Source organism: Luteibacter sp. NPDC031894 (assembly GCF_050273135.1).
GTDB lineage: Bacteria > Pseudomonadota > Gammaproteobacteria > Xanthomonadales > Rhodanobacteraceae > Luteibacter.
This window is the reverse complement of sequence record NZ_JBNNMV010000001.1, coordinates 574,186-587,558: the sequence shown is the minus strand read 5'-3', so window position 1 is coordinate 587,558 and position 13,373 is coordinate 574,186. Positions and strand designations below refer to the sequence as shown.

The window sequence follows — 13,373 nt, the reverse complement described above, 5'->3', positions numbered from 1 at the left end:
CGCACCGCAACATCGCGATGGACGCCCTCATGAAGAAGACCCTGCTGCCCCTCATCTCCGCTCTTGCCGTGCTCATGGCGGGCTGTTCCGGCGGCCAGGGCGAGGGTAAGGATGCCGGCGCCGAAGCGACACTCACGGTCGCCGCCACGCCGGTGCCGCACACGGAAATCCTCAAGGAGATCAAGCCGCTTCTCGCGAAACAAGGCGTCAAGCTGGAAATCCGTGTGTTCACCGACTACGTGCAGCCGAACATGCAGGTGGCGCAGAAGCAACTGGACGTGAACTTCTTCGAGACCGGCCCCTACCTCGATGCCTTCAACAAGGAGCGCGGTACGAACCTGGTCAAGGTCGTCGGCGTCCACATCGAGCCGTTCGGGGCCTACTCGCGCAAGTACACGACCATCGACCAGCTTCCCGACGGTGCCAACGTCGTCATCCCGAACGATCCGAGCAATAACAGCCGCGCCCTGTTGCTCCTGGCGAAGCACCACCTGATCACGCTGGCGAATCCCGACGACAAGCTCGCAACGTTGAAAGACATCACCGGCAATCCGAAGCACCTCAAGTTCCGCGAGCTGGAGGCCGCCATGTTGCCGCGCGTGTTGGGCGAGGTGGACCTCGCGCTCATCAACACCAACTACGCGCTGGCCGCCAAGCTCAACCCGGTGAAGGACGCCTTGCTGATCGAGGACAAGGATTCGCCTTATGTGAACTTCCTGGTTGCGCGTCCCGACAACAAGGACGATCCGCGCGTGCAGAAGCTCGCCGCGGCGCTGACCTCTCCCGAAGTCAAGGCGTTCATCGAGAAAACCTACGGCGGCGCGGTGCAGCCGGCGTTCTGAGGGAGCATCACCGTGGGAACCTTTGCAGGCTTCAGGACTTCAACTGCTGCAATCGTTCCGCCACGGCGCCGTAGAACGACTCGGCCAGCACGGCCCTGACGGGCACTCGCCACCAGTTCGGACGGGCGAAGTCGCGGCACTTCACCGCGTCCTTGTCCGTCATCAGCACGGGACAGCCATCGGCAAAGACGAAGTCGTCGCGTGTGAACGAGTGGTGGTCCGCGAACGGGTGACCATGCACGGCGATGCCATGTGCGGCGAGGCTGGCGAAGAATCGCGCCGGATTGCCGATGCCGGCGACCGCATGCGCCGGACGCCCGGCGAACTCGGACAGCGGCGCCGTGAGCGATGGATCATGCATGTTTATGGCGGTACCGCCTTCCAGCGTCATCGCTATTTCGCCCGATGAGGGCGAACCGCCGTTGACCACGACGAAGTCCACGTCGTCCAGGCGGCTGGCAGGTTCGCGCAGCGGACCGGCGGGAAGCAGGTGACCGTTGCCGAGACGGCGCTCGCCATCGATCACGCAGATTTCGACGTCCCGGCCGAGCCGATAGTGCTGCAGGCCGTCGTCGGCCAATACAAGGTCGCAGCCTGCATCGATCAGCAGCCGGGCCGCTTCGGGCCGCTCGCTGCCGATGGCCACGGGAACGCCACTCTGGCGAATGAGGCTGGGCTCGTCACCGACGCGGGCAGGATCGTCGTCCCCGGTGAGCAGGTACGGCCCGCGTTCGCTTCCGCCGTAGCCACGGCTGACGACGCCGGGAACGAAGCCGCGTTCGGCCAGTGCCCGGGCCAGCGCGATGATCAGCGGCGTCTTGCCGGTGCCACCCACCGTGATGTTGCCGACGACGACCACGGGTACGGGAAGACGGACCACGGCCGCGGGATCCTCGCGGAAACGCCGTGCCCGGCTCGCGGTGACGTGGCGATAAAGCGATTCCAGCGGGCGTGTCCACCATGAAGGCGCGCCACCGCCGTACCAACGCCGCTGCAGGGAGGCGCTCAGGCCCACGCGCTCAGCCCGCCGTTTCCTGCTCGTGGAACTGCATGCGGTGGAGCGCCGCGTACTGGCCGCCCTTGTCGATCAGCTCGCGATGCGTGCCCAGTTCGATGATCCTTCCCTGCTCCATCACGGCGATCTGGTCCGCGTGCTCGATGGTGGACAGGCGGTGCGCGATGACCAGCGTGGTGCGATCGCGCATCAGGCGGGTCAAGGCGTCCTGGATCAGTCGCTCCGACTCGGTGTCGAGCGCGCTCGTGGCCTCGTCCAGCACGAGGATCGGCGCATTCTTCAGGATGGCGCGAGCAATCGCGAGGCGCTGCCGCTGACCGCCGGAGAGCGAATTGCCCCCCTGCCCGATCCGCGTGTCGAGACCGTCCGGCAGGCGCTCGATGAACTCCATCGCGTTGGCCGCCTGCGCTGCTGCGACGATGTCGGCCTCGGAGGCACCGGACATCTCGCCATACGCGATGTTCGCGGCCACCGTGTCATCGAAGAGGACCACATGCTGGCCCACCCACGCGATCTGCCTGCGCAGCGACGCCAGCGTGTACTGGGCATAGTCGCGCCCGTCGATCAGGATGCGGCCCTCGGTCGGCTCATAGAAGCGCGGCAGCAGGCTCACGAGGCTGGACTTGCCGCTGCCGGAGCGGCCGACGAGCGCGGTGACCGTGCCGGGAGCGCAGACCAGGTCCACGCCGCGCAAGGCCGCATGATTGTTTCGCTCGTACACCAGGCGGACGTTCTCGAAATGGATATCGCCGCGGGTGCGCACCAGTTCTTCCGTGCCGTGGTCCACTTCGGGCGGTTCGTCGATGATCGCGAACAGGTCTTCCGCCGCGCTCACGCCCTTTTGCAGGTTCGACTGGATCCCGGCAAGGCGCTTCAACGACGGCAGCATGCCGCCCATGGCCGTCAGCACCGCCGTGAACACGCCTGGCGTGATCGTCTCGATGACACCGGGGCGTGTGCCGAGGAAGACCAGCACGGCGAGCGCCACGGCGCCGACCGTCTGGATCGTGGCGCTCGATGCCGCGCTGGTGGCCGACACCTTGAGGTTCAGCCGGCGCTGGCGGTCCGCGATGTCGTGGAAGCGGTCGCCTTCGCGCACCTGGCCGCCGTAGATGCGCACTTCGCGATTGGCCGCCACGGCCTCTTCGACGGCGCTGGTGACCGTGCCCATGTTGCCCTGGATGCGCTTGCTGATCTTGCGGTAGCGGCGGCTGATGACCGTGACGATCACCACCACGCAGGGCACCAGCACGAGCAGCGCCATCGCCAGGTACGCGCTCTGGTAGAGCATGACGGTGAGCAGGCCGACGACGGTCAAGCCTTCGGTGACCGCGACCTTCAGCGAATCCGACGAGGCCGCCGCCACCTGCTCGCTGGTGTACGTGATGCGCGAGATCTGCTGGCCCGACGGCTCCTTTGCGAAGAACGTGGACGGCAGGCGCAGGTACGCGGCGAACACGTCGATGCGGATGGCCTGGACGACGTTGCGGCCGACATAGGCGATGCCGTAGTCGGTGCAGTACGACGCGACGCCGCGCACCGCGAAGATGCAGATGATCCAGATGGGCATCCAGAAGATCGTGTGCGGATCGCGCGCGATGAACAGGTTGTCGATCAGCGGCTGCAGGAGGTTGGTGAACAGCGACAGGCACGCCGGATCGACGATCATGCCGACGATCGCGATGATGCCCGCCGTGCGGAAGCGCTTCGTGTAGCCGAGCAGGCGCTTATAGGTATGCCAGGTCCGTACGTCCCAGACCGAAACCTTCGGCGAACTCACTGGGCCGCCGCCTGCGCCGGGGTGGTGGCGATGGAGAGCCGGGTGAAGCCCAGCTGGCCCAGCGCATCCATGGCGCGCACCACGTTCTGGTGCGGCGTCATGGCGTCGGCACGGATCACGACGATCCGGCCGCGATCGGGCCCGGCGACACGCTCGATCGTGGTTTTCAGGGGCTCGATGCCCTCGCCCAGGACTTCGTCGCTGCCGACGGCGTAGTGCCCGTCGCGGTCGACGACGAGCGTGAGCGCGTTGTCGGTGGCCTCGCGCGCCTGGCTGTCGGCCTTCGGCAGGTCGACCTTCAGGCGCGAGTGCTCGATGAAGGTGGTGCTGAGCACGAAGAACATCAGCAGGGTAAGCAGGACGTCGATCAGCGAGATCACGTTGATCTCGAAATCGTCCTCGCGACGGGAACCGATGCGCATGGGTTCAACCAGCCTGCGTAACGGCGGCTTCCGTCGCGGCCGTGCGGCGGCGTGGCGCCGGGCGCGGTGCCGACAAATCGTCCAGCAGCGCGGTGGCTTCCTTCTCCATCTGCACGACGTAGCCGCCGACCTTCGAGCGGAAATAGCGGTGCAGCACGTACGCGGGAATCGAGACGACGAGGCCGAAGGCGGTGCAGATCAACGCCTCGCCGATGCCGCCGGCCATCTTGGTCGGATCGCCGATGCCGCCGGCCATCACGTTGAGGAACATGCGGATCAGGCCGATCACCGTGCCGAGCAGGCCGAGCAACGGGCCGATGAGCGCGATGGTGCCGAGGGTGTTCAGGTAACGCTCCATGCGGTGGACCACATGGCGCCCCGTGTCTTCGATGCGCTCCTTGATGAGCTCGCGCGGACGATCGCGCACCGCCAGCGCGCCGGCGAACAGTTCGCCCAGCGGGGAACCCTTCTCCAACGCGGCGAGGTGGGCGGCATCGAGCTTCGACGAGCGGGCCCATTCGCGGACTTCGGCACCAAGCCCCGGCGGCAGCACGGCCGCGCGGCGCAGGGCCCAGAAGCGTTCCAGCACGATCGCCAGCGCCGCCAGCGAACAAATGAGGATCGGCAGCAATGCCCAGCCGCCAGCCAGAAGGATCTCGAGCACGTGAACCCCGGAAGCTACGAAAAAGTCAGGCGGGCATCATAGCAGGGCCCGCCTGGGGGACTGAGGCCCCCTTGGCAGTCTGCACCTCGGGGCCCTCGTCGGCGGAAGGCCAAGGCCGGAGTGCTGACCCGGTGGGAGCCGACCCTGTCGGCGATAGCAGGCTAGCCACAGCGCCCTGGAGAAACCCTGCTCGGTGGGAGCCGACCCTGTCGGCGATGGGAGCTCGCGAAACGCACTCCATCGCCCACAGGTGGCTCGCAGCGAACGATGCCGGTCTTACCTGGCCAGCAGCTCCAGCTCCGCCACGCTGGACGCGGCGTCGCTTTCCAGCACGAGACGGTAGCGCTTGTACGAAGCCGGCTGCTTGAGCGCGAACGCCCGGGTCTGGCGATGCCACGGGAACCGCTCTTCGTGGCGCTCGTCCAGGGTCGTCCACTGCTTGCCGTCCGCCGAGCCTTGCAGCGTCCAGTGCGAGGGCGCCGGCTTGGCCGCACCGGAGGTGATGGTGTAGACCTCCACGTTGGCCGCCTGGGCCAGGCGATAGTCCACCACCGTCTTCCCCTTCGCCAGGGCGAATTCGGTCGACGAATCGTTGTCCGACACTGCGGCGAGCTTCGCGTCGCGATGCCCGTCGAGTGTCGTCCCCTCGGCCCGCGTCACGTCGCGAAGCGGCGCGGGCTTCTGTCCCTCGGCCGTGATCGATGCCGGCAACGCGTCGGGTCCCGTGCCCCACTTCGACGGCTCAGGGCCCATGACGAAGTCGAGCGTGGCGCCCTTGGCAAGCAGCGCATGCGGCAGGGTCAGCGTGTTCCATGCCTCGCCGTTCACTTTCAACGACTGCACATAGCGATTCGTGTCGCTGACGCCCGGCGCGCGGATGTCGATCTTCGCGCCGTTCTCCAGCGCGATCGTCATATGCGGGAAGTGCGGCGCGCCGATGACGTATTCCGGCGTGCCCATGCGCAAGGGGTAGAAGCCCGCGGCGCCGAACAGCCACCACGCCGACATTTCGCCGTTGTCTTCGTCGCCCGGATAGCCCTGGCCGATCTCGCTGCCCACGTAGAGGCGGGACACGGCATCGCGCAACTTGTCCTGCGTCTTCCACGGCTGGCCGGCCACGTCGTACATCCAGATGATGTGGTGCGCGGGCTGGTTGGAATGCCCGTACTGGCCCATGCGGACGTCGCGCGCCTCGAGCATCTCGTGGATCACGTCGCCGTAGTCACCCACTTCGAAGGTGCCGGGGGCCGAGAAGAAACTGTCGAGCTTCGCCGCCAACGCATCGCGGCCACCGTACAGTCCGGCCAGGCCCGCGCCGTCCTGCGGCGCGTGGAACGCCATGCCCCATGCGTTCGTTTCGGTGTAATCGCCGCCCCAACGGATCGGGCTGAACTCCTTCGCCGTCCAGCGCCACTTGCCCGCGGGGTCGCGGGCGACGAAGAACCCCACGTCCGGATCGAACACGTTGGTGTATCCCAAGGCACGCGAGCGGTACCAGGCCGCGTCATCCGCATAGTTGCGATACGCGTCGCCGGAGACCGGTTCCTTGGCGAGCGCCTTGGCAAGGTTGCCGATGGCGAAGTCGTTGATGTAGCCGTCCATCGACCAGGACAGACCCTCGGACACCTTGTCGTCGGTGTAACCGTTGAACAGCGAACGCTCGATGCCCTTGCGCCCCGCGCCCTTCACGTCGCTGGCGCTCGACGCGTTGCGGATCGCCGACTGATAGAACGAGACCACGTCGAAATTGCGCACGCCCTTCAACCATGCATCGGCGAAGGCGACATCGGAACTGGTACCTACCATGAGGTCGGCGTAGCCCGGGGAGGTCCAGCGCGCGATCCAGCCACCATCGCGGTACTGCTGCACGAAACCGTCGATCATCTTGCCGGCTTCCGTCGGCGTGAGGAGCACATAGGCCGGCCACGCGGTGCGGTACGTGTCCCAGAAGCCGTTGTTGACGTAGGGCTGGCCGTCGACGATGCGCGCACCGGTATGCGTCGGCGTGCTTTCGCCGACCGCCGCGGAGAACGGGCTGGCGTAACGCCAGACGGGTGCGTCCTTGCTGCCGGTGTTCTCGTACGCCCGGTTCGGATACAGGAACAGCCGATACAGGTTGGAATAGAGGATGGTGCGCTCGTCACGCGTCGCACCTTCCACCGAGACGATGCCGAGGCGCTCGTCCCAGGCCTTGCGCGCGCGCTCACGCACGCTGTCGAAGCTGTCGCTCGCCGCGATTTCCTGCGCGAGGTTGGCCTTCGCCTGGTCCACGCCGATCAGCGACGTCGCGATGCGCATCGTCACCGTGCGGCCGCCCTTCTTCGACGTATCGAAGCCGAACCAGGCCGACGCCGCGTCGCGCTTCTCACCGGTCAGACGACCGCTCTCGGCCACGGGCCGGTCGAACTCGGCATAGAAGTACAGGCGCGTGGCGCCCGTCGACAAGCGGCTCTGCACGTCGGACCAGCCCTGGATGGCGCGATGGTCGGGATCCAGGCTGACGGCCGCGCGCGCATCGAGGTTGTCGAACACCAGCTGCGAGCGGTTGCCCGTGAAGGTGAAACGGAACATCGCGGCATGGTCGGTCGGGGTGATCTCCGTCGTGATCCCGTTGTCGAAGCGCACGCTGTAGTAGTCCGGATGCGCCACTTCCGCGTCGTGGCCGAAGGCCAGGGCGCGCGTCTCGCGCTTCAACGGCGGCGCGCCCGACGCCGCCTGGGCGGGCATCACCTGGAAGGTCTGGCGCTCGCCCATCCAGGGGCTGGGTTCGTGGGAAAGGCCGAAAGCCTCGATGCGCGGGCGGTTATCGTCGCCATTGCGCTCCTGGTACTGGTAAATCCAGTTCGATCCCGCGTTGGTGGTGGGCGTCCAGAAGTTGAAGCCGTGTGGCATCGCCACCGCGGGGAAATTGTTGCCGCGCGAGAAGTTGGCGTTCGCGTTCGAACCGCGCCGCGTGTCGACGTAATCGGTGGGATGGCTGCTCGCGATGTCCTTCACCACACCGATGCGGACGTCGTCGAGGTAGCCTTCGAAAGACTTGCCCGCGGGCGCATCCGCGACGAGCTCGATGGAACGGATGCGGCGGCCCTTGGCGACGGCGCCGAGATCCACGCTCACGTAGTTCCACTGGTCCGGATAGAGCACACGGCCCGCGCCCTGCCCCTTCGCGGTGGCGGGCACGCGGTGCTGGTCACGCGCGCCGCTCGTCGACAGGCGCGAGCCGTCGTCGAAAACCAGGTCGACGCTCACGTAGTTGGCGGGATTGACCAGGTCGTCCTTGTTGGAGCGCGGGAAGACCAGCCAGGAAAGCGTCGTGCCCTCGGCGACACGCAGGTCGGTGTCGAACAGCGTCGTCGTCAGGGCGCTGCCGGTTGCCGTTCCGGCATATCGCAGGGAATGCGTGCCGGTGAAGCCGACGTTCGCCTTGGCGGTCAGCACGGCCTCGGGCGGCGGTCCGCCGACCACGCGCACGTCCAGACCCGCCGGCCCCTTCGCGAGCAGCGCAGGCTCGCCTTGCTCGAATGAACTATCGAACCGCTGGGTAGCCGCGAAGGCCGCGCCAGTGACCAGGATGGACGACATCGCCAGCGCGAGTCCCGACCTCTTCCAGACGTGCATCGATCCCGTCACGTTCATCCCCTCGTTTGCGGAACCGGCATTTAAATCGTTCTAAATTGGAGATGTCAAATGCAGCGCAGCACGACGCCAGCCTGCGATCGACCTATTCGCGCCAGTATCGATCAGCCGGACGCCGCCATTCCCGCGCGACGGTGGGCGGTCCCAGCGCGGGAAAATCGATGCGGATCGCGCCACTCCGGGCCGTGACGTAAACGTCGGTGGCGAATCGCGCATGCCGGTCGACGATGCTCGGGTGTGGGTGCCCGAAACGGTTGCGCCAGCCCGCCGATGCGATCGCCATCGTCGGCCGCACTACCGCCAGCCACGACGGATCGGACGAATGCCGACTGCCATGGTGGGCCATGGTCGTCACGGTCGGAAGCGAGGACGCGAGATCGTCCACGGCGATCCGACGCTCCGCGCGGTTGCCAATGTCGCCCGTAAGCAGGAGGCGCCCACCCTTGCCTTCCACGGCGAGGACACAGGAGCGGTCGTTCGGCTTCGTCTGCCCGCCCGGCGCCACCGGCACCTCGATGAAGCGGAACGCCACGCCATCCCACGACCAGGACGCGTCGACCGCACACGGCGACGAGGTGAAAGGCAACCGTCGAGGCTCCCCGGATAAGCGGACGGCCCGCGGGTAACGGCGAGCGACAGGGGCGGCGCCGCCGGCGTGGTCGCTGTCGCCATGACTCACCACGAGGCGATCGACGGGGCCGATCCCGAGCGCGGTGATGGCTGGCAAGACGATGCCGCTGCCCGCGTCACGTCTGCCCGCATAGGCTGGACCGGCGTCGTATACGAGGGTGTGCGACTGCGTCCGTACGAGCACGGCCAGGCCCTGCCCCACGTCCAGCACCCAGGCACGGAAGGCACCGGGCCGCGGCTCGTCGCGCGCGGGCAGGAACAGCGGCAGCAACAGCAGGAAACCGTAGCCACGCAAGGGGACACCGCGCGGCACGAACAGCCATGCCGCGCCCAACGTCGCGAGCGCCGTCATCGCCAGGGCGCCCTCCGCCACGCCGAGGCTCGCCAAGGGCCACTGTGACATCGCTTCGAGCACGAGCCAAAGCCGTTCAAGCAGCCATGCCGCCGGCGCCAGGAACAGGTGCGACACCGTGGGGAAGCCCAGCGTCGCGCACCCGAGCAAGACCAGCGGCACGACGACGAAACTGACGAGGGGCGCGGCGACGAGGTTCGCGAAGAAGCCGATGAGCGATGCGCTGCCGAAGAACCAGAGGCAAAGGGGAAGCAACACGATGCTCATGGCTGCCTGCGCACGGAGCAGCTCACCGAGCCAGCCGCGCCAGCCATCCGAACGAGGCGCGACGCAAAGCATGAGGAAACCCACCCCGGCGAACGATAGCCAGAAGCCAGCGGACAGCACGGACAGCGGATCGACGACGAGGACGGCGAGCAACGCGAACGCCAGGAGCGACATCCCGTTCGCCCTGCGCCTGGCAACGATCGCGAAGACGACGACGGCGATCATCAGCAGACTGCGCACGGTGGGAAGGCCGAGCCCGGCGAGCATGCCGTAGATCCCTGCCACGCCCAATCCCAATACCGCCTGGGCGACCTGCCGCGGCAAGGTCAACGCAAGCCAGGGAAACACCGCGTAAAGCAGCCGGGCAAGCGCCACGCCACCGCCCGCGGCGACGCCGACGTGGAAACCCGATATCGCCATGAGGTGGGAGACACCCGTCGCGCGCGCGGTGTCCCAGTCGGCCGCGTCCAGTCCACGTGTGTCGCCCACGGCAAGTGCCTTGAGGATCCGAGCATCGTGCTCGCCCAGCCGCGCGTCGATCGCCTTCGCCATGCGGGCACGCCAACCGTCGACGCACGTCGGCGTCGACAGTCTCTCGTTGGTTCTCGCCGTGCGCACGTAACCCGTGGCGACGACGCGGCGTTGCAGCGCGCCACGTTCGGCATCGGCCGGTCCCGGGTTGAGGCCGCCGTGCGGCCGGCGCAGGCGCAGGGTCAGCCGCCACCGCTCGCATGGTGCGGGCGCGACCGCCGTGCGATACCACGTGATGCGCATGCGCCCTCGCGGCATGGCGGCGTCGGCGACCGCGTCCGGGTCAAAAAGAAAGGCGGTGTCGGCGCCGGCACGTCGCGGAAGCGCCACGATGCGTCCCGTGACGACGATATCGTCCCCGTTGCGCGATGCCGGCCATCGCGCCTCCATGGCAAGGCTGCCATGGAGTGCCGCCCAAACCACGAAGAGAGCGCCCGTCGCGAGCAGCCGGACACCGGCATGGTCGACTCGCCAGAGCAGGAACAGGAGCGGAGCGCATGCCAGCGCGGAGAGCTTCCAGGAAGGCAGCGACGACAGGCCTTGCGCCGCCGTGCAGCCGACGATGGCGGCGACGGCGATGGAGACGAGCGAGAAGGAAACGCGCAAGGACGCCGCACGGAATGACGAAACCGATGGACAGCCTATGCGGGTATGTCACGTCCGTGGGCCGCGACCGCATGTCGGTCGCGGCGACCGTCGAACGAGGGTTCTTGCGGCTCAGTCCGTCGTGCTGCGGAAACGGCTGCGATCGCGGCCGGATCCCGCCTGACGAACCGCCGGCGCTGAGCGCGGGGTGGCGGAAGGCGCGGGCCTGTGGTCGCCGCCACGATCACCACCGCGCCAGCCGCCCTGCGGCCGGTTCCCGCCGCCTTGCCACCCACCTTGGGGACGGTTTCCACCGCCTTGCCAGTGACCCCTAGGGCGATCGTCCCCGCGCCCGGGACGGTTGTCGCCGCGCGGACCGCCCGGCCTGTTGTCGCCGTGCCAGTTCCCCGGGCGATGGTCGTTGTCGCGGCGGCCATGCCAGTCGCCTCGCGGCGGCGGGTGACCGTGCCAGTCGCCGCCGCGCCGATAGCGCCGGTTACCGTAGTCGTCGTACCAGACCGTGCTGACGCCAAAGCTCGAATAGCAACAAGCCGGACCGTAGTCGTAGTAGCGGTACCCCGGCGAATACACACCCGGCGACACCACCGTCTCCTCGCCGTAGTAGGCATCGGCGCCGGTGCCGTTACGGACATAACCGTAGTCCGGGTCGTAATAACATCCGGCGAGCGGCAGGCAGGCAGCCACCGCCAGGAGAAGCGAGTGCGCTCGACGCATGGGTGATCTCCGTGGGGACGACTCGACACTGCGCTCGCCCGTTTGAATGGCCGCTAAAAAAAAAAGGGCCGCACGAGGCGGCCCTTTCCTTTCATTCAGCTTTCACACTCAACCCTTGTTTTTCTGCTGGTCGCCGCGTTCGTGCGCCGCGTTGGGCTGCGTGGCTTCGGGCGACGGCAGCTTCGGCGAAGGGTTCGATCCGCCCGGCGTCACGTCCGGGGTACCGGCAGCGTGCTGCTCGCCGGTCGGCCAACCCGGCGGCTGGCGATCGCGTTCGCGCTTCGCGTCGAGCAGTGCCTGGATATGGGCGACCGCCTCTTCCTGCGTGATGTGCTGTACCGGTGCGTCGTTACCGGCATTCGGCGCTGGAGCCGCCTTCGCGGCCGGTTTCGGCCTCGGCTTCGCGGCGACGGGGGCGGCGGCGGGCTTCTTCGCGGGCGCGGCACGCTCGCGCGACGGAGCCTTCGCGACCGCCTGCTTGCGCGCGGGCGTCTTCCGCGTTGCGGAGGTAGCGGCGCCCTTGCGGACAGCGGTCTTTGCCGTGCTGCCGCCAGCCGTCGTCTTGCGCGCCGGCGACTTGCGCGTCTCGGCCGTACCGGTCGCCTTGCGTGCCGCCGTCTTGCGCGCCGGGGATTTCTTTGCAACAGAACTGCGCGCGGGTGCTTTCCGGGCAGCGGCCTTCCGCGTCGATGTCTTTTTCGCGGTGCCGCGTTTCGCGGTTGCCGTCTTGGCCGTCTTCCGGCCAGCGGCCTTTTTCGCCGTGCCGCGGGTCGCCGCGCCCTTCTTCGCAGCCGTCTTCTTTGCCGCGCCCTTTTTGACGGCGGCCTTTTTTACAGCCGGACGCGCGGCGCTCTTGCGGGCCGTCTTCCTCACGGCCTTCTTCGCTGCGGTCTTCTTGGAAGCAGTCTTCCTGGAAGCGGTCTTCTTCGCAGCGACCTTCCTGGTGGCGGCCTTCTTCGTCGATGCTTTTTTCGTGGCGGTCTTCTTTGCTGCCGTCTTTCGTGCCGCGGACTTCTTCGCGGCGGACTTTCGGGTCGTAGCCATGCGCTCATTCCTCCTGCGGTAGTAGCCGACGCGAACCGCCCCCCCCAGGGGAAACCCGCGTGCATGCCGGACGACATCTAAGGTAGGTCTTTCGTTCCGGTCGTATGCATCATGTAACAGCTGTCGTCCGAAGTCACATATAAATCGTTCGGATAGTCAGGTGGCTATCAGAAAAGCCTTGGTTGCGACAACATCGCGATGAAGTTCAGCAACACGCCGGGGCGCAGCGCGATGGTGAAGAGCACGCCATACAACGCCCCCCAGAGATGTGCGCTGTGGTTGACGTTGTCGCCGCCGCGCTTGTCCATGTAGATCGAGTACACGACGAACAACACGGCGTAGAGGATCGCCGGCATCGGCACCACGATCAGGTAGATCTTCGCCCAGGGCGCCAGCAGGATGAAGGCGAACAGGATGGCGGACACGGCGCCCGAGGCGCCGAGGCTGCGATACCCCGCGTTGCGCCGGTTGGCAAGGTAGGAAGGCAGGATCGAGAACACCAGCGCGCCGATGTAGAAGGTCAGGAACCCGAGCGGGCCCATGGCGGCGGTGAAGAACTGTTCCATGATCCGGCCCGCGAAATACAGCGAGATCATGTTGAAGAACAGGTGACCGCCGTCGGCATGCACCAACCCATAGGTGACCAGCCGGTAGTACTCGCGGCTGCGGCTCAGGGCCGGAGGCCAGAGGATGAGGTCGTCCATCAGGCGGTGGTTGCGGAAAGCGACGATCGAGACCACACAGGTCGCGAGGATGATGAGCAGCGTGATCATGCCTTGAAACAGCGTCCTTACGCGTCTAGCCAGCACGCATCTTCGCGTTATCGCGTACCGTTGTCGAATGCCGCCGGTCCGTCGCGCCGGTATCATG

At 67.1% G+C, this 13,373-nt stretch carries 10 protein-coding genes; 1 reads left to right on the top strand and 9 read right to left on the bottom strand.

From position 1 onward, the window contains the following. Positions 1-29: 29 nt before the first annotated feature. Positions 30-842, top strand: a complete 813-nt coding sequence (locus ACQKIE_RS02890; RefSeq protein WP_427455575.1) for a MetQ/NlpA family ABC transporter substrate-binding protein — start codon at positions 30-32, stop codon at positions 840-842. Between the two features lie 31 nt (positions 843-873). On the opposite strand, the gene lpxK is transcribed toward ACQKIE_RS02890, so the two are convergent. The 9 genes from lpxK to ACQKIE_RS02845 all read right to left on the bottom strand — a co-directional run bounded on the left by lpxK (position 874) and on the right by ACQKIE_RS02845 (position 13,276). Next, positions 874-1,857, bottom strand: a complete 984-nt coding sequence (lpxK, locus tag ACQKIE_RS02885; protein WP_427455573.1) for a tetraacyldisaccharide 4'-kinase — start codon at positions 1,855-1,857, stop codon at positions 874-876. 4 nt (positions 1,858-1,861) lie between these two features. Next, positions 1,862-3,637, bottom strand: a complete 1,776-nt coding sequence (msbA, locus tag ACQKIE_RS02880; protein WP_427455571.1) for a lipid A export permease/ATP-binding protein MsbA — start codon at positions 3,635-3,637, stop codon at positions 1,862-1,864. Further along, positions 3,634-4,059 carry an ExbD/TolR family protein gene (locus ACQKIE_RS02875; protein WP_427455569.1) on the bottom strand — a complete coding sequence of 142 codons (426 nt, stop codon included), beginning with the start codon at positions 4,057-4,059 and terminating at the stop codon, positions 3,634-3,636. The genes msbA and ACQKIE_RS02875 overlap by 4 nt, the downstream gene beginning before the upstream one ends. A 4-nt stretch (positions 4,060-4,063) precedes the next feature. Continuing rightward, positions 4,064-4,723, bottom strand: a complete 660-nt coding sequence (locus ACQKIE_RS02870) for a MotA/TolQ/ExbB proton channel family protein (protein ID WP_427455567.1) — start codon at positions 4,721-4,723, stop codon at positions 4,064-4,066. A gap of 276 nt (positions 4,724-4,999) precedes the next feature. Continuing rightward, the gene (locus ACQKIE_RS02865) at positions 5,000-8,341 is read right to left on the bottom strand and encodes a GH92 family glycosyl hydrolase (RefSeq protein WP_427456786.1); all 3,342 of its coding nucleotides are present in this window, start codon (positions 8,339-8,341) and stop codon (positions 5,000-5,002) included. A 103-nt stretch (positions 8,342-8,444) separates the two neighbouring features. Next, positions 8,445-10,745, bottom strand: coding sequence for a DNA internalization-related competence protein ComEC/Rec2 (locus tag ACQKIE_RS02860; RefSeq protein WP_427455565.1), 2,301 nt, complete (start codon positions 10,743-10,745; stop codon positions 8,445-8,447). A gap of 111 nt (positions 10,746-10,856) precedes the next feature. Then, positions 10,857-11,459, bottom strand: coding sequence for a hypothetical protein (locus tag ACQKIE_RS02855; RefSeq protein WP_427455563.1), 603 nt, complete (start codon positions 11,457-11,459; stop codon positions 10,857-10,859). Between the two features lie 108 nt (positions 11,460-11,567). Next, on the bottom strand, positions 11,568-12,503 hold the full coding sequence (locus ACQKIE_RS02850; protein WP_427455561.1) for a histone H1-like repetitive region-containing protein: 936 nt from the start codon (positions 12,501-12,503) through the stop codon (positions 11,568-11,570). A 167-nt stretch (positions 12,504-12,670) separates the two neighbouring features. Beyond that, positions 12,671-13,276, bottom strand: a complete 606-nt coding sequence (locus ACQKIE_RS02845; protein ID WP_427455559.1) for a rhomboid family intramembrane serine protease — start codon at positions 13,274-13,276, stop codon at positions 12,671-12,673. Between the last annotated feature and the right edge of the window lie 97 nt (positions 13,277-13,373).

Excerpts from the sequence above, each read along its gene's own strand:
- ACQKIE_RS02850 (WP_427455561.1), bottom strand. The coding sequence starts at position 12,503 with ATGGCTACGACCCGAAAGTCCGCCGCGAAGAAGTCCGCGGCACGAAAG.
- ACQKIE_RS02845 (WP_427455559.1), bottom strand. The coding sequence starts at position 13,276 with ATGATCACGCTGCTCATCATCCTCGCGACCTGTGTGGTCTCGATCGTC.
- ACQKIE_RS02890 (WP_427455575.1), top strand. The coding sequence starts at position 30 with ATGAAGAAGACCCTGCTGCCCCTCATCTCCGCTCTTGCCGTGCTCATG.
- ACQKIE_RS02875 (WP_427455569.1), bottom strand. The coding sequence starts at position 4,059 with ATGCGCATCGGTTCCCGTCGCGAGGACGATTTCGAGATCAACGTGATC.
- ACQKIE_RS02855 (WP_427455563.1), bottom strand. The coding sequence starts at position 11,459 with ATGCGTCGAGCGCACTCGCTTCTCCTGGCGGTGGCTGCCTGCCTGCCG.
- ACQKIE_RS02865 (WP_427456786.1), bottom strand. The coding sequence starts at position 8,341 with ATGCACGTCTGGAAGAGGTCGGGACTCGCGCTGGCGATGTCGTCCATC.